The organism is Pseudomonas sp. FG86 (assembly GCF_057808775.1).
Genome location: NZ_JBMDIS010000005.1, coordinates 1 through 23,808, shown reverse-complemented (window position 1 = coordinate 23,808; position 23,808 = coordinate 1). Strand labels below are relative to the sequence as shown.

Sequence of the window (23,808 nt, the reverse complement as noted above, 5' to 3'; positions counted from 1 at the left end):
GCTGGCTCGAACGGGTGGAGGGGGCAGGGTATAGACATGCGATTAGTAGGGTTATCGGCAGGTTGCGTGGGGGCTGTAGGGCGAGGGGTAGAGAGGCGACGGATGGATGGTTTCGGGCCTCCCCCCATTCCAAAGGACGATGTTGAGCACGATGGGAATGAGGTCCAGGCCTTTCTCTGTCTTGTGCCAGACGTCAGAAAAGTGCCGGACCAGGGGACCCCGAACTCCCTGGTCTGTCACCCGCTGGTCATAAATCAGACGGAAGGCACATAAGGTGTCTAAAGTTGCTCTGTACTGGGCAGATAAACCCTATGTCGTTTATATCCGCAACAACGTTCAAGGATCGAACTCATGACCCAGCGTCAAGCCAGCCGCATTTCCCCTACCGGTCATCCGCGTTTTCGCTGGTTTGCTTTCATCCCGGTCCTGCCCGCCGTCGTGTGGATACTGGTGCAATCAACTTCTGCGGCCAACCTGGCGGCCTGCGCGGTACTGGTGTTGATCGGCTTCGGTGCCTGTGCCTGGAGCGCGGGTTCGCAGCGTGACGCCACGCGGCGAGCCATTGCGCGTGCGCAGGCGGATCAGGCCGACGCGGACGCGGCACATAACGGCATGGCCGCGCGGGCACAGCTTGATGAAGTGTTGCTGGGCGCCATGCCGATCTGGGCCAAGCAGGTGGAAAGCTCGCGCCATCAGACCGAAGAAGCCATTGTGAGCCTGGCCAACCGTTTTACCGGCATTGCCGCACGGTTGCAGGAAACGGTACAAGCCTCGCAGCACGCTGCGGGTGAGCTGGATGGCCAGGCCGCCGACGGCGCGCTTGAGGTGCTGGCGCGCAGCGACAGTGAGCTGAGCCAGGTGATCAATTCGCTCAAGGCGACCCAAAGCAGCCGTGACCAAACCCTGGCCCAGGTCCGTAGCCTCACCGCCTATACCGGTGAACTGCGCACCATGGCCGCCGACGTGGCGGCGATTGCCGCGCAAACCAACCTGCTGGCGCTCAACGCGGCCATCGAGGCGGCGCGGGCTGGCGAAGCCGGTCGTGGCTTCGCCGTGGTGGCCGATGCGGTGCGCAGCCTGTCGAGCAAATCCAGTGAAACCGGCCAACAGATGTCGGCCAAGGTCGACATCATCAATAACGCCATCACCCAATTGGTACAGGCCGCGTCCAGCAGCGCCGACCAGGACAGCCACTCGGTGGCGGCGTCCGAAAACAGCATTCAAGTGGTGCTCGAGCGCTTCCAGAACATCACCGGGCGCCTGGCCGAGTCCGCCGACCTGCTCAAGCAGGAAAGCTACGGCATTCGTGATGAGATGACCGAGGTGCTGGTCAACCTGCAATTCCAGGACCGGGTCAGCCAGATCCTCAGCCACGTGCGAGACAACATGCACGCCTTGCATGATCACCTCCTGCAGGCCAGCCAGGCCCCTGACCAGGCGGTCGCCGTCGACGCCCGGCAGTGGCTGGCGCGCATGGAAGCCACTTATGCCACCGACGAGCAACGGCGCATCCATCATGGCGAAGCGGCCGTGCAGCAGAATTCTCAAGACATTACCTTCTTTTAGGAGCACCTCATGGCGAAGAATGTATTAGTGGTCGACGACTCCAGCAGTGTGCGGCAAGTGGTTGGCATTGCCTTGAAAAGCGCCGGTTACGACGTGATCGAAGCGTGCGACGGCCGGGATGCCCTGGGCAAGCTCACCGGGCAGAAGGTGCACCTGATCATCAGCGACGTAAACATGCCCAACATGGACGGCATCACCTTCGTCAAGGAGGTCAAGAAGCTGGCCAACTACAAGTTCACCCCGATCATCATGCTGACCACCGAGTCCCAGGAATCGAAGAAGGCCGAGGGCCAGGCCGCTGGCGCCAAGGCGTGGGTGGTCAAGCCGTTCCAGCCGGCACAGATGCTGGCAGCGGTCTCAAAACTGATTCTGCCCTGACACCCGGCGCCAGGGAGGCTCCCATGCCCATCACCCATGAAACATTTGATGACACCACCCGCGTGTGCATTGACGGCGAACTGACGATCTACACCGTCGCCGAACTGGCGGGCGCGCTGCTGCCGCAGCTGGGCGCGACGCCACGCATGGCGCTGGACCTGTCGCAGGTCACGGAACTGGATGGCGCCGGCCTGCAGTTGCTCGCGGTCATCCAGCGTGAAGCCGGCATCGCCGGCACAGCCTTGAGCGTGATCGGCCAGAGCCAGGCGGTCACGCAGGCACTCCAACTGTGTCGCGGCGCGGTCTTGTAGTCAGCGCCATCCACGTTCATTGATCGACAAGGAAAGTTCAGGTGAGCATCAATCTCGATCAGGCACAGCAGACATTCATCGTCGAGGCGCGCGAGCTGTTGCAAGCCATGGAGCAATCCTTGCTGCAACTGGAAAGCGAGCCCGGCGACCAGGATGCCATTGGCGCGATTTTCCGTGCCGCCCACACCATCAAGGGCTCCGCCGGGCTGTTCGGCCTGGAGCCTGTCGTGAGTTTTACGCATATTGTCGAGGACGTACTCGACCGCCTGCGCGACGGCAGTGTGGCGGTCGATGCCACGCTGATCGCGATGTTGCTCAAGTGCGGCGACCATATGCTCGAGTTGATCGACGTCGTCGCCCATCGGGGCGAAACGTTGCAGCCCGAGGCCCTGGAACGTGAAGCGGCATTGCGCGAGGCGCTGAGCACGTATCAGGCACCTGGCACCCCGGCCCAACGCGTCGAAACTGCGGCGGCCTGCACGGGCACTCCCACCGACGTGCTGTGGCACATCTCCCTGCGCTTCGGCGCGGATGTGTTCCGCAATGGCATGGACCCGCTGTCGTTTCTGCGTTACCTCGAGACCTTGGGGCAGATGATGCAGGTCACGATCCTCACCGATAGCATCCCGGCCTTGGAAAGCTGGGACCCGGAAAGTTGCTACCTGGGCTTCGAGATCGACCTGCGCTCGACAGCCAGCCACGCCACCCTCAACGAAGTGTTCGACTTCGTACGTGACGATTGTGAAGTGCACATCGTTGCCGTCGATCCCACGCCCGACAGCGGCCTGGGCAGCGAACAGGTCACGCCGGCAGAGCAAGGCGCCATGACGGCTTCGGCGCAGCGCCAGCCGGCAGCCAGCGAGGCGAAACCCCGGGACGGTAATTACGTGCGGGTCAACGCCGACAAGCTCGACGAGTTGATCAACCTGGTCGGCGAGCTGGTGATTGCCAGTGCCGGCGCGAGCCTGCTGGCCCGCTCCTGTAACAACGACCCTCTACAAGAGGCCACCTCGACGGTATCGGGGTTGGTGGAAGAGATCCTCGATGGTGCCCTGCACTTGCGCATGATCCCCATCGGCGACACGTTCAACCGCTTCCGCCGCGTGGTGCGCGATATCAGCCAGGAGCTGGGCAAGGACATCGAACTGATCATCAGCGGCGCGGAAACCGAACTGGACAAGACGGTTGTCGAGAAAATCGGCGACCCACTGATGCACCTGCTGCGCAACGCCATGGACCACGGTATCGAAAGCGCCGATGCCCGGCGTGCGGCCGGTAAGTCGGCCAAAGGCCATTTGAGCCTCAATGCGTACCATGACTCGGGGAGCATCGTCATTGAAATCGCCGACGACGGCGCCGGGCTCAACCGTGAACGCATCCTGGCCAAAGCCCAGGAGCGCGGGCTGGTGGCCAGCGGCGCGGTGCTCACCGACCAGGAGATCTACAACCTGATCTTCGAAGCGGGTTTCTCCACCGCCGAGGCCGTGACCAATCTGTCCGGGCGTGGCGTGGGCATGGACGTGGTCAAGCGCAATATCACCCTGTTGCGCGGCACCGTCGACCTGGACAGCCGCCCCGGCCAGGGCACCGTGGTGCGCATCCGCCTGCCGCTGACGTTGGCGATCATCAATGGGTTTCTGGTGGGCATCGACCAGTCCACTTATGTGATTCCGCTGGACATGGTCCAGGAATGCATCGAACTGGATGAGCGCCAGCGCCAGTCCAGCCGCGACAAGGGCTACCTGGACCTGCGTGGCGAAGTGTTGCCGCTGGTGGACCTGCGCGACCACTTCAGCCACGAAGGCCCCGCCTCGCGCCGCCAGAATGTGGTGGTGGTGCGCTACGCCGAGCACAAGGCCGGGCTGGTGGTCGATGAGCTGCTCGGGGAGTTCCAGACCGTGATCAAACCCCTGGGCAAGTTGTTTGGCGCACTGCGCGGCATCAGCGGCTCGACCATATTGGGCAGCGGCGCGGTGGCCCTGATCCTGGATATACCGGCACTGCTCAACCAAATCGTACAACTGGAAGCCCGCACGACCCAGGTGCCTCAATCGCCACCGGCCGTCGCTCGCTGACGTATTCGCAACTCCATGGAGGTTCCCCGATGAAATGGTTCTACGATCTTAAGATTTCCACCAAGTTGATCAGCTCGTTCCTGGTGGTCCTGGCGCTCACTGCGGCCATGGGCGGCTTCGCCATCCTCCAGCTCGGTGCGGTCAACCAGGCGGCCCAGGACATCAAGGGCAACTGGATGCCCTCCATGCGCGCAGCGGCCGGCATGCGTTTTTTTGCCGCCAACTATCGCCTGAAAGAAAACCGCCACATCGGTACCGAGATTGCCGAGGAAAAGGCCCAGGCTGAACGTGAGGCCGTCGACTCGCGCCAACAGTTCGAAACCCGCCTCGGGACCTATGAGCAGTTGCTGTCCAACGACGAAGACCGTCAGCTCCTGGCCAGCGTGAAAAGCGCCTGGGCGTCCTACCTGGCGGCCAGCAAGCAGTTGTTCGAGCTGTCCCGGCAGAATCAGGAAGCCCAGGCGCGCGGTTTGCTCAGGGGCGAGTCCAAGGAGCATTTCGATGAAGTGACCAGCCGCTTGCAGAAAATGGTCGAGCTCAACGACGGCGGGGCGACCATTGCGGGTGACAAGGGCGCGGCGCTGTACGAAAGCGCACGCGTGTCGATCATCGCGGTGCTGATCGCCGCCTTGTTGATTGGCCTGGGCCTGGCGATGTTCATTGCGCGGATCATTTCCCGTCCGTTGAAGCAAGCCGCGACTGCCGCCGAGCAATTGGCCGAAGGCAACCTCAACGCCCACATCGAGCCGGGTGCCAAAGATGAAACCGGCATGGTGCTCAACGCCATGCGCAACATGGTCGGCAAGCTGGCACATATCATCGGTGAAGTGCGCAACGCCGCCGATAACCTGGCCAGCGCTTCCGAGGAGGTCAGCGCCACCGCGCAATCGATGAGCCAGGCCACCAGTGAACAGGCCGCCAGCGTCGAGGAAACCAGTGCATCGGTCGAGCAGATGAGCGCCAGCATCAACCAGAACACTGAAAACGCCAAGGTCACCGACGGCATGGCCAGCAAGGCCGCCAAGGAAGCCACCGAGGGCGGCGAATCGGTACAACAGACCGTGGTGGCGATGAAGAAAATCGCCCAGCGCATCAGCATCATCGATGACATCGCCTACCAGACCAACCTGCTCGCCCTCAATGCCGCCATCGAGGCCGCTCGGGCCGGTGAGCATGGCAAGGGGTTCGCCGTGGTGGCGGCCGAAGTGCGCAAGCTGGCCGAGCGCAGCCAGGTCGCCGCCCAGGAAATTGGCGAACTGTCCTCCAGCAGCGTGGACATGGCCGAGAAGGCCGGCAAGTTGCTTGACGAAATGGTGCCGTCGATCAACAAGACTTCCGACCTCGTGCAGGAAATCAGCGCCGCGTCCGAGGAACAGGCCGCGGGTGTCGCGCAGATCAATACGGCGATGACCCAGCTCAACCAAGTGACCCAGCAGAATGCTTCAAGCAGCGAGGAACTGGCCGCCACCGCCGAAGAAATGAGCAGCCAGGCCGAGCAACTGCAACAGGCCATGAGCTTCTTCGTGCTGGATTCAGCGCCCAAGGCCGCGGTTCAAAGCAGCAGCGTGGACAGCCCCGGCAGCAAGCCCAACCGTCAGCCGCCACGCCCGAAACCACAGGCGCCGCGCAAGGCCTTCGCCTACAGCATGGCCAGTGCCCCGGACGAATCGGAATTCACCCGCTTCTGATCACAAGAATCGATGCGGGCCTACAGGGAGAATGACATGGGCGCAGTGATGACGACTCGGCATGCCGCGGTTGCGGTGGACGAGGACGCGCAATACCTGACCTTTATGCTTGGCGGCGAAATGTTCGCCATCGGCATTCTGGGGATCAAGGAAATTATCGAATACGGCAGCCTGACCGTGGTGCCGATGATGCCCGCCTTTGTGCGCGGGGTGATCAACCTGCGTGGCGCGGTGGTGCCGGTGGTCGATTTGTCGGCGCGCTTCGGCCGGGCCAATTCGGCGATCACCCGGCGTTCCTGCGTGATCATCATCGAGGCGAGTACCGAAGATGGCCAGCCCCAGGACATCGGGCTGCTGGTCGATACGGTGTCTGCCGTGCAGGAGATCCCCGCCACGCAGATCGAGCCGCCGCCCAGCTTCGGCGCGCGGATTCGCGCCGATTTCATCAGTGGCATGGCCAAGGTCGACGGCAAGTTCGTGATTGTGTTGGAGGTGGACAAGGTGCTGTCCATCGATGAGATGTCCAGCCTCGCCGAGGGCGGCCAGGCGCCGGCTCTCGACCTTGACCTGCGTTGAGGCCCGACCATGCCAGACACCGCCGTTATCGACGATCGTGAATTCGGCCAGTTCCAATCCTGGCTGTACCGCGCAGCCGGCATCAACCTGTCGCCGGCCAAGAAAGCCCTGGTGGCCGGGCGCCTGTTCAAGCGTCTCAAGCACTATGAGCTGCAGAGCTATGGTGAGTATTTCAAGCTGATCATGAATGACCAACGCACGGGCGAACTGCAGGTTGCCCTGGATTTGCTGACCACCAACGAAACCTATTTTTTCCGTGAGCCCAAGCACTTCGACTTCCTGCGTCAACAGGTGCTGCCCAAGGTCGTGCCGGGCAAGGTGTTTCGCGTGTGGAGTGCGGCCAGCTCCTCGGGCGAAGAACCCTACAGCCTGGCGATGACCCTGGCCGAGAGCCTGGGCACCACCCCCTGGGAAGTGGTCGGTTCGGACATCAGTACCCAGATGCTGGCCAAGGCGCGCAGTGGTCATTACACCATGGAGCGCACCGAGACGCTGCCCCAGCCGCTGCTGACCAAGTACTGCCTCAAGGGCATTGGTCGCCAGGAAGGCACCTTCCTGATCGACAAGACCTTGCGTAACCGGGTCAATTTTGTCCAGGTCAACCTCAACGAAGCGCTGCCCGCACTCGGCGAGTTCGAGGTGATCTTCCTGCGCAACGTGATGATTTATTTCGACCAGCCGACCAAGAGCCAGGTGGTTGCGCGCCTGTTGCCGCTGCTCAAGCCCGGCGGTTACTTCATCATCAGTCATTCGGAAAGCCTCCACGGTGTGAATGACACCTTGAAGCTGGTGGCACCGTCGATTTACCGCAAGCCATGAAAAAGCCTGTCGGCGTGGCCGAAGTGGTATTGGCACCTGGGCAGGTCAGCTTTGCGACGCGGCCGACGCGCCTGCGCACTTTGCTCGGTTCCTGCGTAGCTATCACCTTTTGGCACCCGCAACGGCAGATCGGCGGCATGTGCCACTTCATGCTGCCGGGGCGCTTGCGCAACCATCAGTCCCTGGACGGCAGGTATGCCGATGAGGCCCTGGAACTGCTGGTGCAACACGCCCACCTCAATGGCACGCAGGCACAGGATTACCAGGTCAAGCTGTTCGGTGGCGGCAGGATGTTTCCCGAACAGCAACGCCAGCGGCCGACGCAGGACGTGGCCAGCCTGAATATTCGCGCGGCGCTGGCCTTGGCCGAGCGCTATCACCTGCACTTGGCGGCCCAGGACATGGGCAGTACCGGTTACCGCACGATCATGTTCGACCTGTGGAACGGCAACGTCTGGGTTCGGCACCAACCAATGGGAACACTTCAACAAAATGCCTAACAAAAAAATCAGTGTGCTGCTGGTCGATGACTCGGCCGTAGTGCGCCAGGTGCTGCTGGCGATTCTCAGCGATACACCGGATATCCACGTGATGGGTGCCGCTTCTGACCCGATCTTTGCCATGGACAAACTCGCCCGGGAATGGCCGGATGTGATCGTACTGGACGTGGAAATGCCGCGCATGGACGGCATCACCTTTCTGAAGAAAATCATGAGCGAGCGGCCGACGCCGGTGGTGATCTGTTCTTCGCTGACCCAGAAAGGCGCGGAGACCTCCCTGCAAGCGCTGTCGGCCGGTGCCGTGGAAATCATCACCAAGCCCACGACCGGGCTGAAGAGTTTCCTGATCGAGTCGGCGGCCGAGTTGGTGGCCGCGATCCGTGCCGCGGCGAACTCCAACGTCAAGAACCTGGGAAAGCGCGCCGCCAGCCCGGCGCCGTCACTGGCCCCGCCCAGCAAGCTCAGTGCGGATGCGATCCTGCCCGCCAATGGCCACGCCATGGCACAGACCACGGAACGTATCGTCGCCATTGGCACCTCCACCGGCGGTACCCAGGCACTGGAGGCGGTGCTGACGGCATTGCCGAGGGTGTGCCCCGGCATGGTGATCGTGCAGCACATGCCCGAGAAATTCACCGCCTCCTTTGCCGAGCGCCTCAACAGCGTCTGCGAGATCGAGGTACGCGAGGCGCGCAACAACGACCGCATCCTGCCCGGCCTGGCCTTGATCGCGCCTGGCGGCAAGCACCTGATGGTCACCCGCAGTGGTGCCTATTATCACGCCCAGGTGATCGACGGGCCGCTGGTCAACCGGCATCGGCCGTCAGTGGATGTGCTGTTTCGCTCGGTGGCCAAGTTCGCCGGCAGGAATGCCACCGGCATCATCATGACCGGCATGGGCGACGACGGCGCACGCGGGCTTAAGGAGATGCTCGAGGCCGGAGCCGCCACGGTGGCCCAGGACGAGGCCAGTTGCGTGGTGTTCGGTATGCCCAAGGAGGCGATCAAACTCAACGCCGCCCAGCGCATCATGGCGCTGGAGGACATTCATCAGGCGATCTTGTACAAGTGAAGGTGAACGCCAGCCAGTCATAAACATCGGCGAGTCCCACTCAAGCGCACAAACCGGCGGATCTGGACGCAACTGCAGGCTACGGGGCAAGGCGCTAAGGCTTCTTGTAGGCCATGTACTCGTTCTGCAACACGATGTGATCGGCCAGGTACTTCGCGTCATGCCAAACCCCATAGATAAACGACGATGCGCGGTTCACCAGGTTTGGCAGGCCCAGGAAGTAGATGCCGCTCTGCGCCGAGATCCCGCGTTTGTGGAACGGCTCGCCGTTCTCGTCGAATGCATCCACCTTCAACCAGCCGAAATCAAACGTGAAGCCAGTGGCCCAGAGGATCGTGGTCACGCCGGCTTCGGCCAGGTTCAGGCTGAGGGTCGGGTTAATCAGGCATGCCGGGTCGGGCAGCAGCTTCCAGGCTTCGGGTTCCTGTGGAAATGCCAGGCCGTTCGACTCGATATAGGCATCCGCCTCACGCAGGACGTCAAAATACGCACGATCCCCTTCGGCCACGTTCTCGGCCAGGCCCGGTTGGAAGGTCATGATGCCGTCGTTCCAGCCCTGGGTGACGCCCACCAGGTGGATGCCTTGGTGCGCCAGGCGCCGGAAGTCGACGGTCTTGCCCCCTTCGTAGCCGCTGACGGCGAAGGCGACGTGTTTTTTCTTCGGCTGGATTTTGACTTCGTCCCACAGGCCTAGGGCGCCGAGCCACCAGCAGTAGTCGCGGCCGCGGTAGGCGCGGGGAGGGCGGTAGTGTTCGCCGACCGAGAGGTACACGGTCTTGCCGGCCTTTTGCAGTTCTTCGGCGATTTGCGCGCCGGAGGCGCCGGCACCGACTACCAGGACGGCGCCTTCGGGCAGTTGGCCGGGGTTTTTATAGGTGGAGGAGTGCAGTTGGTGCAGCGGTGCGGTGGCGGGGACGATGTTCGGGATGGCGGGGCGTTGGAACGGGCCGGTGGCGGCCACCACGTTGGCAGCCTCGATCACGCCGGCCGAGGTGGTGACTTTGAAGCCGGGGCGGCCGACATGGCGCTCCACTTGGTGCACTTCTACGCCGGTGCGCACGGGCGCCTGTAACCGCTCGACGTACGCTTCGAAGTAGTCAGCCATGCGCTCCTTGGGCGGGAAGGCTTCGGGGGAAATGCCTTCGAACGTCAGGCCGGGGAAGCGGTCGTGCCAGGCCGGGCCATTGGCGACCAGCGAGTCCCAGCGCTCCGAACGCCAACGTTCGGCGATGCGGTGGCGTTCCAGCACGATATGCGGCACGCCCATCAGGGACAGGTGTTCGCTCATGGCGACACCGGCCTGGCCTGCGCCGACGACCAGGGTGTTGATGGTTTCTACTGACATGTGCGTTTCCTGGAAAGTGAGAGGTTTATCAGCGACGCCGACGTTCCAATGCGAGCGTTGTCGAGCGCCCGCGGGGAGCTGCTGTGTTTTCGAGTGCGCATTCAAGGCTTGAGCAACTCGGCCACGGCGGTAAGTGCCAGTTCGTAACCCAACGCCCCGAGCCCGGCGATGACGCCGGTGGCGGCCTTGGAGAGGTAGGAGTGATGCCGAAAGCGTTCGCGCTTCCAGATATTGCTCATGTGCGCCTCGATGATCGGGCCGTCGAAGGCCAGCAGCGCGTCGAGGATCGGCACCGAGCTGTAGCTCAGCCCGGCGGCGTTGATCACAAGGGCGTCAGCGTGCAAGCGCGCTTCTTGAATCCAGTCCACCAGCACGCCTTCGTGGTTACTCTGGCGAAAGTCCAGGCTCAAGCCCAGTTCGGCGGCGTGGCGTTGGCAGCGTGCTTCGATGCTGGCAAAACTCTCATTGCCGTAGGTGCCGTTGCTATCCAACCCATACAGGTTGGCGTTGGGCCCATTGAGGAAATACACGGTGTGGGGCATGGGGTTCTCCTGCTTAGTGCGCGACGCTCAGCACGACTTTGCCGACATTGGCGTTGGCTTCCAGCAGCCGATGAGCTTCGGCAGCCTGGGCGAGGGGGATTTGCGCATGCAGCTGCGGGCTGACCAGGCCGGACGCCAGCCAGGGCAAAACGCGGGAGCGGATGCACACCGCCAGGCGGGCTTTTTCGGCGTGGCTTTTAGGGCGTAGGGACGATGAGGTGAGGCTCAGGCTTTTGCGCATCAACAGGCCCAGGTCCAGCTCGATGTGCGCGCCTTGCAGGAACGACAGGCTCACATGCCGTCCCCCCATCGCCAGCGCCGCCAGGTTGCGCGCCACGTAGGGGCCGCCGACGTTATCCAGGACCACGTCCACGCCGCGATCTTCGGTGCAGTCCTGCACCACCCGGACGAAGTCTTCCGTGTGGCGGTCGAGCGCACGCCAAACGCCTAGCGCTTGCAGCATCGCGACTTTCTGCGGGCCGCCAGCGGTGGCGATCACCCGCGCACCGGCAGCCTGGGCGCACTGCACGGCGAAGCTGCCGACGCCACTGGCGGCGCCGTGGATCAGCACGCTGTCGCCACTGCGCAGGCGCCCCAGTTCAAACAGGTGGTGCCATACCGTAAACGCGGCCTCCGGTATGCCGGCAGCGTGGTGCAATGACACGCCCACGGGTACCGGCAGGCAGTGCGCCGCCTCGGCCACACAGTACTCGGCGTAGCCACCGCCGTTGAGCAGCGCCATCACGCGATCGCCCACGGCAAATTCGTCCACATCGCAACCCCGTGCAACCACGATGCCTGCCGCTTCCAGGCCCAGTACGTCGGTGACGCCGGGCGGTGTCGGCAAGCCGCTGCGTTGCATCAGGTCCGGGCGGTTGACACCCGCGGCCGCGACACGAATCAGCACTTCGCCAGGCTGGGGCGACGGCACCGGGCGTTGCACTAACTGCAACACCTCTGGCCCTCCGGGCTCGCGGGCGATCACCGCCTTCATACGGTCCAATCGTCCGGCACCACGGCGATCACATCGATCTCCATCAGCCACTCGGGTTGGCCCAGGCCGGAAATCACCAGCCCGGTGGAAATCGGGAACACGCCCTTGAGCCATTTGCCAACCTCCTGGTACACCGGCTCGCGGTAGCGCGGGTCGATCAAATAGGTGGTGGTCTTGACGATGTGCGACAGGTCGGAACCGGCTTCTTCCAGCAGTTGCTTGACGTTTTTCATCGCCTGTTCGGCCTGGGCACGCGGGTCGCCGAGGCCGACCAGGTTGCCGTCGAAGTCGGTGCCGATCTGGCCGCGCACATAGATGGTGTTGCCGGCGCGCACGGCCTGGCACAGGTCGTTGTCCAGCGCCTGGTTGGGGTAGGTTTCTTTGGTATTGAACATGCGGATACGGGTGTGGGTCGGCATAGCAGGCAACTCATCGTAAGCGGGATGAGTTCAGCTTCACATCGCCTCCGTTCTCGCGAAACCAGCATTTGCGCGGGGTAGTGCTTAGGAAAAACCGAAGCCCGTGCAGGTCATCGGCGCGCGCAGGACCCGGCACGAACCCTGCAACGTCGCCTGCACAGTCATTGTTGAGGGGCAGGTGTGATGCTCAGTCGTATTACTCAGCGTCAACTGGAGTATTTTGTGGCGTCGGGAGAGGCGGGCAGCATCAGTGCGGCCGCTGAGCGCATTCATGTGTCATCGCCGTCGATCTCGGCGGCGATCACCCATATGGAAGCCGAACTGGGCATCCAATTGTTTATCCGCCATCACGCCCAGGGTATTTCCCTGACCGCCGTGGGGCGCTTGGTGATGCAAGAGGCCAAGCAGATTCTGGAGCAGATGAGCAACCTCTATACCATCGCCTCGGAATCATTGAACACGGTGCGCGGGCCGTTGCGGGTGGGCTGCCTGGAGTCGCTGGCGCCGATGATTACGCCCGAATTGGTGTTTGGTTTTGGTCGCGCGTTTCCCGGCGTGCGGTTGACCCAAACCGAAGGCAACCATGAGGAACTGCTGGAAAAACTGCGCAGCGGCGAGCTGGATATCGCCCTGACCTACGACCTGGTAACCAGCCCGGACATCGACTTCCAACCCCTCGCGCACCTGCCGCCCTATGTGATGGTCGGCGAGTATCACCCGTTGGCCAGCCTGTCGGCGGTCAGCATGCAGGACCTGGAAGCGTACCCGGTGGTGCTGCTCGACACGCCCTGGAGCCGCGACTATTTCCTCAGCCTGTTTATGCAGGCGGGCACCACGCCGAACATCATCATGCGCTCCACCAACCTGGAAACGGTGCGGGCGATGGTGGGCAATGGCATTGGCTATTCCTTCGCGAATGCGCGGCCCAAATCGAACATGTCCCAGGACGGCAAGCGGGTGATCCGCCTGCGCCTGGCCGGGGCGCATCGGCCGATGAAGCTGGGCTATGCCACTGCGAGCAACACCCAGCTGTCGCGCGTGGTGTCGGCGTTCGCCGAGCGCTGCCGCATGTTTGTGTCCGACCAGTACATCCCCGGCATGGCGCCGCCGAGCTTTTTTGACCCCCATGCGGTGCGCTCGCTCAGCAGTGTGAACTGAGAGCGCACCAGAAGGTGGCGTTCGCGGCACGCTGAATTGCAGCGTGCACCCTTTTAGCCAAACCACACAGTCTGCCCATTGTGGCAGGGGGGGCTCCCGATTACGGAGGGGCAGCCGGATGATGGGGTGCTGATGCACCGCTATCGGGGCATGGGTATCTACACAACTTTTGGCGTGGCCCTGAGTCTGTGGCGAGGGAGCTTGCTCCCGTGACGGCTCGGGAGCCGACGACTATCTAACTGACGCATCGCGACCTAAATGTGGGAGCGGGCGGTGCGACGATTCGACTTGCCCCCGATGGCGGCCTCTGGGCCGACTATTTTTTTGGTTTGGACCGGGTACATATCCGTTGCTGCGGTAACGGCCACTTAGGGTTCCGCCCTTACGGCGGCTCACTTTGGAAAAGCCCCAAAGTAAGCAAAGGGCTCTTGCCCCACCACTCGGCACCTCGCCCAGGCTCGGTGTGCCCGCAATCCGACAGTGATTTGGGGGGCCGCCGCCACGCGCCATCCATGGCGCGGGGCGGCTAAACCGGCATCCCTGCCGGTTTACCCCCCAAATCACTGTCGAATTGCGGCCAGCGTGGTTTAACGGGGCGCCTGAGATCAAGATCAAAAGCAAGATCAAGGGCGGCTCGCTTCGCATCGTGGTTAGCGTTGGCTAATACAACATTGTGTAGATACCCATGGCTATCGGGGGCAAGCCCCCTCCCACAGTGGATGTGGGGTGTTTTCAACAGTGGGGGAGGCGCTGCGTAGGTTCTGCCTACCCAGTGGACCGGCTTTTACGAATTGACCCCAAGTGCCTCTCGCCACGACTCTGAATCCATTGATGCAGATCAACGTTTTGCACGTTCGATCGGCCATTTCTTTTTTCTGCAGGGCACAGCGACGATGACATTTGACTGGAACTACATGTTGGGTTTGCTGGGTGACGCCGAGTTCTGGCGAGCGACGTGGACGGTGATCAAGCTCAGCACCTTGACCTGGGTCTTGAGCATCGGTTTTGGCTTTCTGCTGGCGCTGGCCAAGCAATCCAGGCACGCGCTGCTCAACGTGCCGGCGCGGGGTTATATCTGGTTGTTCCGCAGCCTGCCGCTGCTGGTGCTGCTGATCTTTATCTACAACCTGCCCCAGGCGCTGCCCGCCACCTCGGTGGTGTTGGCCGACCCGTTCTGGTCCGGCCTGCTGGCCCTGGTGATCTGTGAAACGGCATACGTGGCCGAGATCCATCGCGGCGGTTTGCTCTCGATTCCCAAGGGCCAGGGCGAAGCGGCGCGGGCGTTGGGCCTGAAGTTTTTCGGCACCCAATGGCGCGTGGTGATCCCCCAGGCGCTGCGAGTGGCATTGCCGTCCCTGGCCAACGAATACATCTCCATCGTCAAGCTGACTTCGCTGGTGTCGGTGATCTCGCTGACGGAAATCCTGATGGTCGGCCAGCGCCTGTATTCGCAGAATTTCCTGGTGATCGAAACCATGGCCGCGGTGGCGTTCTTCTACGTGTTTATCGTCACGGTGTTCGACTTCCTGCTCAAACGCCTGGAGCGCCTTCTCGACGTCAACCAGCGCAATGTCTCGCGCGTTCCCGATGCGGCGGTGCTGGCCCTGGCCACACAACAGCGCAGCGTGTTGCAGCGCCCGGTGAGTACCGGTGTGTCGGCGCTGCAGGCCACGCGACTGCACAAGGCCTACAACGACATCGAGGTGCTGGGCTCGGTCAACCTGCAAATCCAGCCGGGTGAAGTGGTGTCGGTGATCGGGCCGTCCGGCTCGGGCAAAACCACGTTGATCCGCCTGCTCAACGGCCTGGAGCCATTGGACAACGGCGAGATCCAGATCAACGGCCAGCCTTTCATTCACCTGAGCAAGGTCGGCGCGCAGAAACCCCAGTACACCGAGCACGCCGAGCACCGCCTGAACATCGGCATGGTGTTCCAGAGCTTCAACCTGTTCCCGCACTTGAACGTGCTCGACAACCTGCTGATGGCGCCCAAATACCACCGCCTGGGCCGTACCGACGAGCTCAAGCAACAGGCCTACGCGCTGCTGCACAAGGTCGGCATGCTCGACCATGCCTGGAAGTACCCGCACCAACTCTCCGGCGGCCAACAGCAGCGCGTGGCCATTGCCCGCGCCCTGATGATGCGCCCGCAGATCATGTTGTTCGACGAGCCCACCTCGGCGCTGGACCCGGAGAAAGTCAACGAAGTGCTGCAAGTCATCGAGGCCTTGGCCGAGGAGGGCATCACCATGGTGATCGTCACCCACGAGATGAATTTCGCGTTCAAGGTCTCCGACCGGATCGTGTTCATGGAGAAGGGGCGGGTGGTCTGCGACGACACGCCCGCGGTATTGCGCAGCGGCCAGAACCCACGCGTGGAGGCGTTCCTCAAGGACGTCTCGCTGGCGTGATCGCTTTAACGTTCAGGAAAAAGACAATGATCGAGCAAGCACAAATCGAGCAGTTCCAGCGCGACGGATACCTGGTGGTGGAAGGTGTGTTGTCGATGGACGAAGTGGCCGCGCTGCAGCACGACTTCGACCAGTGGGTCGAAGAGAGCCGGCGCCATGACCAGGGATGGGGCGCTACCGTGGATGGCCGCGCGCGCTTCGACCTGGAAGGCGACCACCGGCCTGACCACCCCTCGTTGCGCCGGGTCAGCTCGCCCACCGAGATTTCCACGGTGTATGAACGCGTGGCCTTGCACTCGCGCATGGCGGCGATTTCCGCGCAGTTGATTGGTGGCGGTGGCGCGCGTTTCCACCACAGCAAGATCAACTCGAAACTGCCCCACACCGCGACCCAGGTGAAGTGGCACCAGGACTTTTTGTTCACGCCCCACAGCAACGACGACATCGTCACTGCGTTGCTGATGGTCAGTGAAGTCACCCCGCAAAACGGCCCGCTGAATGTGATCCCCGGCAGCCACAAAGGCCCGCTGTGGTCGCACTGGCAGAACCAGCGCTTCACCGGCGCGGTGGACGATGCGGTGGTGCAGGAACACTGCCAGCAACCGGTGGCCTGCTACGGCCCGGCCGGCTCCGTGTGCTTCATGCACACGCGGCTTTTACATGCTTCCAGCCCTAACGAGACCGAACTGCCGCGCACCCTCTTCATCAGCGTCTACGCCGCTGAAGACGCGCTGCCATTCGGCGAAAACCCACTGCCCAGCGCACATGCCGGCCTGCTGGTGGCCGGCGAAGAAAGTGGCGTGGTGCGTTCTACGGATAACCAACTGCGCTTGCCGCAGAAACCCCGTGGCGCCTCGTTCTTCGTGCAACAGGCCGGACAAGATTCTGCCACTGCCTAACCTCCCAACCCCCTTGCAGGTATTGACCATGACAGCGTTTCGTAAAAGTGTTCGCCCCCTTGCCGTGTGCCTGCTGGGCGCTGCGGTTGCGATGACTTCGTTGGCGGCTTCGGCGTTCCAGCAGGAAGGCAAGATCGTCGCCGGTTCCGATGTGACGTTCTTCCCCTACGAGTACATGGATAACAACAAGCCGGCGGGCTTTGATATCGAGTTCATGGACGCCCTGGGCAAGGTCATGGGGCGCAAGGTCGAGACCCTCGACACGCGCTTTCCCAACCTGATCACCGGCCTGCAAGCCGGGCGTTTCGATGTGACCAATTCGTCGATGTACATCACTGCCGAGCGGGTCAAAGTCATCGACATGATCCCCTACCTCAAGAGCGGCGAGTCGATCCTCACTCTCAAGGACAGTGCGTTCCAGCCCAAGACCCCGGAAGAATTCTGCGGCCACAAGATCGGCTCCATGGGCGCCACCTCGTGGCTGGCGCAGATGAACAAACTGTCGGCCGAATACTGCGTGGCCAAAGGCTTGAAGCCGATCCTGATCAGCGAATACAGCACCGACCCGCAAACCACCCAGGCGCTGCTTGCGCATGCGGTGGAGGCGCAGATCACCGACGCGGCCGTGGCCCGTGGTGTGATCGACAAGCTGGGCAACCGCGTGGTGATTTCATCCGACACGTTGATCTACCCGGTGCTCAACGGCTTCGGCGTGAAGAAGGGCAATGACACGGTGAAAAAAGCCCTGCTCGACGGCCTGGACAAATACCGCGCCACGCCTGAGTACGCGGCCTTGCTCAAGAAATACAACTTCGAGGCGCCGACCGATGCCGACATTGCGGCGTTGATGCCCAAGTAACCTGACCCGCGCGCCGCAGTCCGCTGCGGCCGCGCCCTGCGGAGACCGATCCATGGCGTTATCCCTCGAAGAACAAACGCGCATCGACCTGGCGGCGACCTTTCGCATCATTGCCCACCTGGGTATGCACGAGGCCGTGGCCAACCACTTCAGTGCCGCCGTGTCGGCCGATGGCAAACAGTTTTTGCTCAACCCGAAGTGGAAGCACTTCTCCAGGATCCGGGCCAGCGATCTGTTGCTGCTCAACGCTGATGACTCATCCTGTGCCGAGCACCCGCACGTGGACGCCACCGCCTGGTCGATCCACGGGCAGATCCACCGCCTGCTGCCGCACACCCGTGCTGTGCTGCACTTGCACCCGGTCTACACCACGGCGGTGGCGTGCCTGGCCACACCGCATATCCCGCCGATCGACCAGAACACCGCGCGCTATTTCAACCGTGTCGCGGTGGATGAACTCTACGGCGGCATGGCCGACACCGAGGCCGAAGGCGCGCGCCTGGCCGGCTTGCTCGACGGCAAGCGTCGCCTGCTGATGGGCAACCACGGCGTGATGGTGACGGCCTCGTCCATCGGTGAAGCCTTCGACGATATCTGGACCCTGGAGCGCGCCTGCCAGATCCTCGTCACAGCGTGGTCCACGGGGCAGCCGCTGCGAGTGTTGTCCGATGAAGTCGCGGAGAAAACCGCACGAAGTTGGGAAGGCATTGCGGATTTCTCACGCCGGCACTTTGAAGAAATGAAGCAGATGATGATCGACGCCGACCCCTCGGTACTCGATTGAGGAGCGCTCAATGACTTTTTCCGTTGTCGCCCGCTGCGCCGAAACGGGCCAGTTGGGTATAGCAATCAGCTCGTCGAGCATTGCGGTGGGCGCTCGTTGCCCATGGCTGCGGCCCGGCGTGGGCGCGGTGGCCTCGCAGAACATCACCTTGCCGAGCCTGGGGCCGCAGGTGCTGGACGTGTTGGAGCAGGGCATGGCAGCCAGTGAGGCGCTTGGCGCGGTGCTTGCCGGCCAGGAGCACGGTGAATATCGTCAAGTAACGGTGATCGATAGCCAGGGGCGCACTGCGCATTACAGCGGTGCCCATACCTTGGGCATTCACGACGCGGTCAGCGGGGAGCAGTGTGTTGCCGCCGGAAATATGCTGGCCAATCGCGCAGTGATCAGCGCCATGGTACGCGCGTTCGAGCACGCCAGCGGGCACCTGGCCGAGCGGCTGCTTGCCGCGATGCACGCCGGCCAGGCCGAGGGCGGCGAAGCCGGGCCGGTGCATTCGGCGGCCCTGGTGGTGGTCGATGACCTGCCGTGGCCTATCGTCAACTTGCGTGTGGACTGGGCCGATACAGACCCGATTGGCGGCCTCGACCAGCTCTGGCAGGCCTATCGCCCGCAACTGCAGGACTACCTCGACCGCGCCCTCAACCCGCACCTTGCACCGGGCTATGCGGTGCCGGGAGACGACCGATGAACCACAGCCGTGACCTGCTGGCGCAACTGGTGCGCTTTGACACCACCAGCCGCGAATCCAACCTGGCGCTGATCGACTTCGTGCGCACCTATTTGCAGGGCCACGGCGTTGCCTGTGAACTGTTATTCAACGAACACAAGAGCAAGGCCAACCTGCTGGCGACCATTGGCCCGGCAGATGTGCCGGGCATCGTGTTGTCCGGGCATACCGATGTGGTGCCGGTGGACGGCCAACGCTGGAGCGTGGCGCCGTTCGAGCTGACGGAACAGGGCGGCAGGTTATACGGGCGTGGCACGGCTGACATGAAGGGCTATATCGCCTGCGTACTGGCCTGCGTGCCAACGCTGGTACAGGCGCCGTTGCGCATGCCGGTGCACATTGCGCTGTCCTATGACGAAGAAGTGGGCTGCCTGGGTGTGCGGGCGTTGATCGAAAGGTTTCAGGCCCAACCGGTCAAGCCGCTGTTGTGCGTGATCGGCGAGCCCACCGAACTCAAGCCGGTGCTGGGGCATAAGGGCAAATTGGCCATGCGTTGCGACGTACACGGTGCGGCGTGTCATTCGGCGTATGCGCCGTCGGGCGTCAATGCCATCGAATACGCGGCGCGCTTGATCAGTGAACTGGTACGGCTCGGCGAAACACTCAAGGCGCCGGCGCAGCTGGATCCGCGTTTTGAGCCGCCGTTCTCCACGGTGCAGACCGGTGTGATCAGCGGCGGCAAGGCGCTGAATATCGTCCCGCAGCAGTGCACGTTTGACTTTGAAGTGCGCTCGCTGCCGGCCCATGACCCTTGGCAGGTGGCCAACCAACTGCGTGAGTACGCCGAGCACACCCTGCTACCGGCAATGCAGGCGGTGAGTGCGCAGTGCGCGATCGGCTTCAGCGAGTTGTCGAGCTACCCCGGCCTGGTGACCTCGCTGGAAAGCCAGGCCGCCGAGTGGGTCGCGCAATTTTGCGGCTCTCGAGACTACGGCACCGTCGCCTTTGGCACCGAGGGCGGCCTGTTTGACCAGGTGGGGATCCCCACGGTGGTGTGCGGGCCGGGGAGCATGGAACAGGGGCACAAGGCCGATGAATTTATCAGCCTGGCGCAACTGGAGGCGTGTGATCGGATGTTGGCGCGGGTAGTGGGGTTTGTGCGCCATTGAATGGCAAGGCCGGCCGTGTTTTCAGGCGCCAGCCTTTACCTCATCTTCTTCACCCAGCATGATGCGCCGCTCGCACTGACATTCGCGGTGAAGAAGGAACCTCAGTTGAACGAACACACACTCTCCACCCGCCTGGAACGCGTGGCGGCGCATGTGCCGCCTGGGGCGCGGTTGGCGGATATCGGCTCGGACCACGCGTACCTGCCGGTGGCGTTGATGCGTCGCGGTGTGATCGCAGCAGCGGTGGCGGGGGAGGTGGCGGCGACGCCCTTCCACGCGGCGGAACGGACCGTGCGCGACAATGGCCTGGAGCAGCAAGTCAGCGTGCGCCTGGCCGATGGCTTGGCGGCCGTCACGCCGGCAGATGCGATCACCGCCATCAGCCTGTGCGGCATGGGCGGCGAGACGATCCGTGACATCCTCGCCAGCGGCACGGCGAACCTCAGCGGGCAGGAGCGTCTGATCCTGCAACCCAACGGCGGCGAGCAACCGTTGCGCCAATGGCTGATGGACAATGGCTACCGCATCCTGGTCGAGGAGCTGTTGCAGGAAAACCGTTTCTACTACGAAATCATCGTCGCCGAACGTGCCGAACCGGTGGTGTACAGTGCCGAGGCGTTGTACTTCGGCCCGCTGCTGATGCAGGCGCGCAGCCCGGTGTTCCTGGCCAAATGGCAACGCCTGCTGCGCCAGAAACACAAGACCCTGGCCAGTTTCCAGCAAGCGCGGCAGGCAGTGCCGCAGGCCAAGGTGCAGGAACTTGTCCAGCAGGTGCAGTGGATTACCGCGTTGCTGGCTTGAACTCAATTCAACGATTCATCAAGGAAGCCCACCATGGCAGACGCCACCGACTCAGCCTTCTACGACCGCGCCGACGCCCATATCGAGCTGTCGAACGAGCAACTCAAGACCCTTGAAAACATCGGCCAGGTCAGCGCCTCGATGACCTTCGGGACCACGCGTTTCAATGCCTGGGCCAGCGCGCGCAGTTTCAAGTCCGGGGCGGAGATGGCCGACGCGCGCGAAGCGCTGTTGAAGTATTTCACCGAGCAATACCGGCTGATGCTTGAGGACAATCTGGATGACCACATCAACAATTTCAGCCAGTACATGCAGGTAAATGCGTCGCCCGCCGGCGAATAAGCGAAAGGGGCGTAAAGAGCGGTTACAGTTTGCCCAGCGCACCTGAGTGCTTTCGCCCCATTTTCGTGCGCGCCGTGCCCGTTATTCAGCCGCACACTGCCTATCCGCGGGCCTCATGCCGACGGCCCGTATCTTGCTTGAGCCTTCCCAATCAATGACATGGCATTTTGCCGTTAGTCATTTCATGGTTTTTCCCTGCGTTGTACCGCGTGGGTTGTTTTGGGGAGTGGTCGGCCATGCACAGTCTTTTATCACCCGGTATCCGCCTGCTCGGACGTTTTGGTTTTGCGCGCAAGTTCCAGATTTTATTCATTCTGTTCATGCTGCCCCTGGCCGGGAGCCTGTGGATGATCGGGCTGGACTATCGCGATAAATTAGCGGTGATTTCCAGCGAAACGTCCGGCGTTCACCAACTGCTGGCTCTGGATTCGCTGGATGGCCAATTGACCGCCCAGCGCAACCTGGCGTCGCGCTGGAAAGCCCTGGACCTGCTGCGTGAACCGACGCCTGCGGCCAAGGTGGCGATGGACAAGGTGGATGCCAATAACCCGCTGATCCTGCAAAGCCTGCAAGCCCTGGGCGATGCTCTCAAGGCGCAGGGCGTCAGCGCTGACACCCTGGCCCGCTTCGAGGCGTTGCAGGCAACGGTCAAGGGCATGGACGTGCAATCCCTGCGCACGGTGGGCTGGTGGCCGGACGGTTACGACCGCTTCACCTCGGCCCTGACCGCCCTGCAAACCCTGCGCGAGCAGATTGCCCTCGACACCGGCCTGATCCTCGATCCCTGGCTGGAAACTTACCTGCTGATGCAGATTTCCACCCAGCAAACGCCAGACCTGATCGAGCGTATCGGGCGCATGGCCAGTGTGGGTCAGTCGTCCGTCGCCTCGGGGCAGTTCACCTTGCAAAGCCGTTTGCAGATGCGTGACCTGCGCAGCCGCATCGGCGATGCGCGGGAGCAACTGGTCAAGGCGACGGCCTCGCTCAAGGCCAAGCAATACCCTGGCCTGGAACCCTGGATCGCCCAGTACGACAACAGCCTGCAATTGCTGGATAGCGAGCTCAAAGTGCTTGACGATGGCGTGTTCGGCGGCAGCATCAAGCTCGATCCCGCCGGTTTCGAGCGCAGTGTCGACGCCATGCTCGGTAGCCTGGGCGCGCTGCGCAACCAGTCGCTGGGCTCACTGGAAGCGCGCCTGAGCTATTACCACGACCGTTCCCTTCAGCAGTTCATCCCTGTAGTGGCGACGTTCAGCCTGCTGGCCTTGGCGGCGCTGTACCTGTTCATGTGCCTGCAAGCCTCGATCCGCCGCAGTGCCAGCGGTATCACCACCTTGGCCGAGTCCCTGCGTGACGGCAACCTGTGCGTGGAAGTGGCGGTGGAAGGACGCGACGAACTGGCGGTCATCAGCACCGCGCTCAACGTGGCGGTGGTGCAGTTGCGCACCAGCCTGCTCGGGGTCAACCACGAGACCCAGCAGCTCGGTTCTGCCGTGCTCACCCTCAATACGCAATCAAGCAGCACCCTCGGCGACGTCGAAGACCAGCAACACCAGATCAGCCAGATCGCCGCCGCCGCCACGCAGTTGGCCGCCACCTCCATGGGCGTCGCCAAGAGCTGTGAGCAAGCATCCGGCAGCGCCCAGCAGACCCGGCGCATCGCCGAAGACAGCAGCCGCGACAGCCTGCGCACCACGGCGAGCATCCAGCAGCTCAACCAGCGCCTGACCGACACGGCCAACGCCCTGGAGCAAGTGAGCCAGCAGGGCCAGCAGATTCAATCGGTGGTCGACACCATTCGCGGCATCGCCGAACAAACCAACCTGCTGGCGCTCAACGCCGCCATCGAAGCCGCTCGCGCCGGCGAGCAGGGCAGGGGCTTTGCCGTGGTGGCCGATGAAGTGCGCAGCCTGTCACAACGCACCCAGGCCTCCACCGCGCAGATCGCCAGCACGGTGGACAGCCTGCGCGCCACGGTCAGCCAGGCCGTCACGCTGATGGGCGCCGCCTGCGAACAGGCGCTGACCGATGCCGAGTCCGTCACCGGGCTGGGCACGCGGCTGGGCGAGATCGCCGGGGCTGTGCAGAACGTCACCGACACCCTGGCGCAGATTGCGGCGGCGGTGGAAGAACAAGCCACCACGGCGGATGAAGTGAGCGGCAATATCCAACAGGTCGACCAGGCGGCAGGGCGCTTGCTCGACGGCGCGCGGGCAGTGAACCAGGCGGCGGATACGCTGAGCAAGGGCAGCCGTGCCCTGAGTGACAACACCGCGCGTTTTCGCCTGAGCTGAACGCTCACCGCGTTTCCTGTGGCGAGCTAGCTGTTGTGGAGTGGGCCGTTGTGGCGAGCGGGCTTGCCCCGCGTTGGGCTGCGAAGCAGCCCCAAAACCAGGCACCGCGGTGTGTCAGTTAAAAACACATCGCCTGTAA

At 62.8% G+C, this 23,808-nt stretch carries 23 protein-coding genes; 19 read left to right on the top strand and 4 right to left on the bottom strand.

Features of this window, described 5'->3' with window-relative positions; genetic code table 11:
• Nucleotides 1-351 precede the first annotated feature (351 nt).
• The 9 genes from ACODSV_RS04640 to ACODSV_RS04600 are packed head-to-tail and all read left to right on the top strand — an operon-like array spanning nt 352 to nt 8,985.
• A complete protein-coding gene (locus ACODSV_RS04640; protein WP_024076567.1) occupies nt 352-1,566 on the top strand; it encodes a methyl-accepting chemotaxis protein in 1,215 nt (404 codons plus the stop codon).
• Nucleotides 1,567-1,575: 9 nt separating this feature from the next.
• A complete protein-coding gene (locus tag ACODSV_RS04635; protein ID WP_024076566.1) occupies nt 1,576-1,944 on the top strand; it encodes a response regulator in 369 nt (122 codons plus the stop codon).
• A gap of 23 nt (nt 1,945-1,967) precedes the next feature.
• Nucleotides 1,968-2,255 (top strand): STAS domain-containing protein, encoded by a 288-nt coding sequence (locus tag ACODSV_RS04630; protein ID WP_024076565.1) that lies wholly within the window; start codon nt 1,968-1,970, stop codon nt 2,253-2,255.
• A 41-nt stretch (nt 2,256-2,296) separates the two neighbouring features.
• Complete coding sequence (locus tag ACODSV_RS04625) at nt 2,297-4,330, top strand: chemotaxis protein CheA (protein ID WP_150055692.1); 2,034 nt, start codon at nt 2,297-2,299, stop codon at nt 4,328-4,330.
• 29 nt (nt 4,331-4,359) lie between these two features.
• Complete coding sequence (locus ACODSV_RS04620; protein WP_150296191.1) at nt 4,360-6,018, top strand: methyl-accepting chemotaxis protein; 1,659 nt, start codon at nt 4,360-4,362, stop codon at nt 6,016-6,018.
• A 36-nt stretch (nt 6,019-6,054) separates the two neighbouring features.
• Nucleotides 6,055-6,594, top strand: coding sequence for a chemotaxis protein CheW (locus ACODSV_RS04615; protein WP_150056152.1), 540 nt, complete (start codon nt 6,055-6,057; stop codon nt 6,592-6,594).
• Nucleotides 6,595-6,603: 9 nt separating this feature from the next.
• A complete protein-coding gene (locus ACODSV_RS04610; RefSeq protein ID WP_024076561.1) occupies nt 6,604-7,413 on the top strand; it encodes a CheR family methyltransferase in 810 nt (269 codons plus the stop codon).
• Nucleotides 7,410-7,913 (top strand): chemoreceptor glutamine deamidase CheD, encoded by a 504-nt coding sequence (cheD, locus tag ACODSV_RS04605; RefSeq protein ID WP_150056151.1) that lies wholly within the window; start codon nt 7,410-7,412, stop codon nt 7,911-7,913. The genes ACODSV_RS04610 and cheD overlap by 4 nt, the downstream gene beginning before the upstream one ends.
• Nucleotides 7,906-8,985: a protein-glutamate methylesterase/protein-glutamine glutaminase gene (locus ACODSV_RS04600; protein ID WP_024076559.1), complete on the top strand. Its 1,080-nt coding sequence runs from the start codon at nt 7,906-7,908 to the stop codon at nt 8,983-8,985. The genes cheD and ACODSV_RS04600 overlap by 8 nt, the downstream gene beginning before the upstream one ends.
• A 94-nt stretch (nt 8,986-9,079) precedes the next feature.
• Here ACODSV_RS04600 and ACODSV_RS04595 read toward each other — a convergent pair whose 3' ends face one another.
• The 4 genes from ACODSV_RS04595 to ACODSV_RS04580 all read right to left on the bottom strand — a co-directional run bounded on the left by ACODSV_RS04595 (nt 9,080) and on the right by ACODSV_RS04580 (nt 12,285).
• Nucleotides 9,080-10,330, bottom strand: a complete 1,251-nt coding sequence (locus ACODSV_RS04595) for a flavin-containing monooxygenase (RefSeq protein WP_069076165.1) — start codon at nt 10,328-10,330, stop codon at nt 9,080-9,082.
• A gap of 101 nt (nt 10,331-10,431) precedes the next feature.
• Nucleotides 10,432-10,872 carry a type II 3-dehydroquinate dehydratase gene (locus ACODSV_RS04590; RefSeq protein WP_069076166.1) on the bottom strand — a complete coding sequence of 147 codons (441 nt, stop codon included), beginning with the start codon at nt 10,870-10,872 and terminating at the stop codon, nt 10,432-10,434.
• A gap of 13 nt (nt 10,873-10,885) precedes the next feature.
• Nucleotides 10,886-11,866, bottom strand: a complete 981-nt coding sequence (locus tag ACODSV_RS04585) for an NAD(P)H-quinone oxidoreductase (RefSeq protein ID WP_150056153.1) — start codon at nt 11,864-11,866, stop codon at nt 10,886-10,888.
• A complete protein-coding gene (locus tag ACODSV_RS04580) occupies nt 11,863-12,285 on the bottom strand; it encodes a RidA family protein (RefSeq protein ID WP_024076555.1) in 423 nt (140 codons plus the stop codon). The genes ACODSV_RS04585 and ACODSV_RS04580 overlap by 4 nt, the downstream gene beginning before the upstream one ends.
• A gap of 183 nt (nt 12,286-12,468) precedes the next feature.
• Between ACODSV_RS04580 and ACODSV_RS04575 the strand changes: the two genes are divergently transcribed.
• The 10 genes from ACODSV_RS04575 (at nt 12,469) to ACODSV_RS04530 (ending at nt 23,669) form a co-directional block, all read left to right on the top strand.
• The gene (locus tag ACODSV_RS04575) at nt 12,469-13,443 is read left to right on the top strand and encodes a LysR family transcriptional regulator (RefSeq protein ID WP_069076168.1); all 975 of its coding nucleotides are present in this window, start codon (nt 12,469-12,471) and stop codon (nt 13,441-13,443) included.
• An 893-nt stretch (nt 13,444-14,336) separates the two neighbouring features.
• Complete coding sequence (locus tag ACODSV_RS04570) at nt 14,337-15,854, top strand: amino acid ABC transporter permease/ATP-binding protein (protein WP_150095304.1); 1,518 nt, start codon at nt 14,337-14,339, stop codon at nt 15,852-15,854.
• A gap of 26 nt (nt 15,855-15,880) precedes the next feature.
• Nucleotides 15,881-16,753, top strand: a complete 873-nt coding sequence (locus ACODSV_RS04565) for a phytanoyl-CoA dioxygenase family protein (RefSeq protein WP_150055936.1) — start codon at nt 15,881-15,883, stop codon at nt 16,751-16,753.
• 28 nt (nt 16,754-16,781) lie between these two features.
• Nucleotides 16,782-17,612 (top strand): ABC transporter substrate-binding protein, encoded by an 831-nt coding sequence (locus ACODSV_RS04560; protein ID WP_150055935.1) that lies wholly within the window; start codon nt 16,782-16,784, stop codon nt 17,610-17,612.
• A 52-nt stretch (nt 17,613-17,664) separates the two neighbouring features.
• Complete coding sequence (locus ACODSV_RS04555) at nt 17,665-18,396, top strand: class II aldolase and adducin N-terminal domain-containing protein (RefSeq protein ID WP_150055934.1); 732 nt, start codon at nt 17,665-17,667, stop codon at nt 18,394-18,396.
• Between the two features lie 10 nt (nt 18,397-18,406).
• The gene (locus ACODSV_RS04550; protein WP_150055933.1) at nt 18,407-19,084 is read left to right on the top strand and encodes a DUF1028 domain-containing protein; all 678 of its coding nucleotides are present in this window, start codon (nt 18,407-18,409) and stop codon (nt 19,082-19,084) included.
• A complete protein-coding gene (gene argE / locus ACODSV_RS04545) occupies nt 19,081-20,232 on the top strand; it encodes an acetylornithine deacetylase (RefSeq protein ID WP_150055932.1) in 1,152 nt (383 codons plus the stop codon). Before ACODSV_RS04550 ends, argE begins: the two co-directional genes overlap by 4 nt.
• 105 nt (nt 20,233-20,337) lie before the next feature.
• A complete protein-coding gene (locus ACODSV_RS04540) occupies nt 20,338-21,033 on the top strand; it encodes a tRNA (adenine(22)-N(1))-methyltransferase (RefSeq protein ID WP_150055931.1) in 696 nt (231 codons plus the stop codon).
• 33 nt (nt 21,034-21,066) lie between these two features.
• A complete protein-coding gene (locus ACODSV_RS04535; protein ID WP_024076543.1) occupies nt 21,067-21,375 on the top strand; it encodes a DUF3144 domain-containing protein in 309 nt (102 codons plus the stop codon).
• A 236-nt stretch (nt 21,376-21,611) separates the two neighbouring features.
• The gene (locus ACODSV_RS04530) at nt 21,612-23,669 is read left to right on the top strand and encodes a methyl-accepting chemotaxis protein (protein WP_489044457.1); all 2,058 of its coding nucleotides are present in this window, start codon (nt 21,612-21,614) and stop codon (nt 23,667-23,669) included.
• The last annotated feature ends 139 nt before the right edge of the window (nt 23,670-23,808 follow it).

Bases quoted from the DNA above. Each gene is read 5' to 3' on its own strand.
- ACODSV_RS04640 (WP_024076567.1), top strand. From the start codon at position 352: ATGACCCAGCGTCAAGCCAGCCGCATTTCCCCTACCGGTCATCCGCGT.
- ACODSV_RS04635 (WP_024076566.1), top strand. From the start codon at position 1,576: ATGGCGAAGAATGTATTAGTGGTCGACGACTCCAGCAGTGTGCGGCAA.
- ACODSV_RS04630 (WP_024076565.1), top strand. From the start codon at position 1,968: ATGCCCATCACCCATGAAACATTTGATGACACCACCCGCGTGTGCATT.
- ACODSV_RS04620 (WP_150296191.1), top strand. From the start codon at position 4,360: ATGAAATGGTTCTACGATCTTAAGATTTCCACCAAGTTGATCAGCTCG.
- ACODSV_RS04615 (WP_150056152.1), top strand. From the start codon at position 6,055: ATGGGCGCAGTGATGACGACTCGGCATGCCGCGGTTGCGGTGGACGAG.
- ACODSV_RS04610 (WP_024076561.1), top strand. From the start codon at position 6,604: ATGCCAGACACCGCCGTTATCGACGATCGTGAATTCGGCCAGTTCCAA.
- cheD (WP_150056151.1), top strand. From the start codon at position 7,410: ATGAAAAAGCCTGTCGGCGTGGCCGAAGTGGTATTGGCACCTGGGCAG.
- ACODSV_RS04600 (WP_024076559.1), top strand. From the start codon at position 7,906: ATGCCTAACAAAAAAATCAGTGTGCTGCTGGTCGATGACTCGGCCGTA.
- ACODSV_RS04595 (WP_069076165.1), bottom strand. From the start codon at position 10,330: ATGTCAGTAGAAACCATCAACACCCTGGTCGTCGGCGCAGGCCAGGCC.
- ACODSV_RS04590 (WP_069076166.1), bottom strand. From the start codon at position 10,872: ATGCCCCACACCGTGTATTTCCTCAATGGGCCCAACGCCAACCTGTAT.
- ACODSV_RS04585 (WP_150056153.1), bottom strand. From the start codon at position 11,866: ATGAAGGCGGTGATCGCCCGCGAGCCCGGAGGGCCAGAGGTGTTGCAG.
- ACODSV_RS04580 (WP_024076555.1), bottom strand. From the start codon at position 12,285: ATGCCGACCCACACCCGTATCCGCATGTTCAATACCAAAGAAACCTAC.
- ACODSV_RS04575 (WP_069076168.1), top strand. From the start codon at position 12,469: ATGCTCAGTCGTATTACTCAGCGTCAACTGGAGTATTTTGTGGCGTCG.
- ACODSV_RS04570 (WP_150095304.1), top strand. From the start codon at position 14,337: ATGACATTTGACTGGAACTACATGTTGGGTTTGCTGGGTGACGCCGAG.
- ACODSV_RS04565 (WP_150055936.1), top strand. From the start codon at position 15,881: ATGATCGAGCAAGCACAAATCGAGCAGTTCCAGCGCGACGGATACCTG.
- ACODSV_RS04560 (WP_150055935.1), top strand. From the start codon at position 16,782: ATGACAGCGTTTCGTAAAAGTGTTCGCCCCCTTGCCGTGTGCCTGCTG.
- ACODSV_RS04555 (WP_150055934.1), top strand. From the start codon at position 17,665: ATGGCGTTATCCCTCGAAGAACAAACGCGCATCGACCTGGCGGCGACC.
- ACODSV_RS04550 (WP_150055933.1), top strand. From the start codon at position 18,407: ATGACTTTTTCCGTTGTCGCCCGCTGCGCCGAAACGGGCCAGTTGGGT.
- argE (WP_150055932.1), top strand. From the start codon at position 19,081: ATGAACCACAGCCGTGACCTGCTGGCGCAACTGGTGCGCTTTGACACC.
- ACODSV_RS04535 (WP_024076543.1), top strand. From the start codon at position 21,067: ATGGCAGACGCCACCGACTCAGCCTTCTACGACCGCGCCGACGCCCAT.
- ACODSV_RS04530 (WP_489044457.1), top strand. From the start codon at position 21,612: ATGCACAGTCTTTTATCACCCGGTATCCGCCTGCTCGGACGTTTTGGT.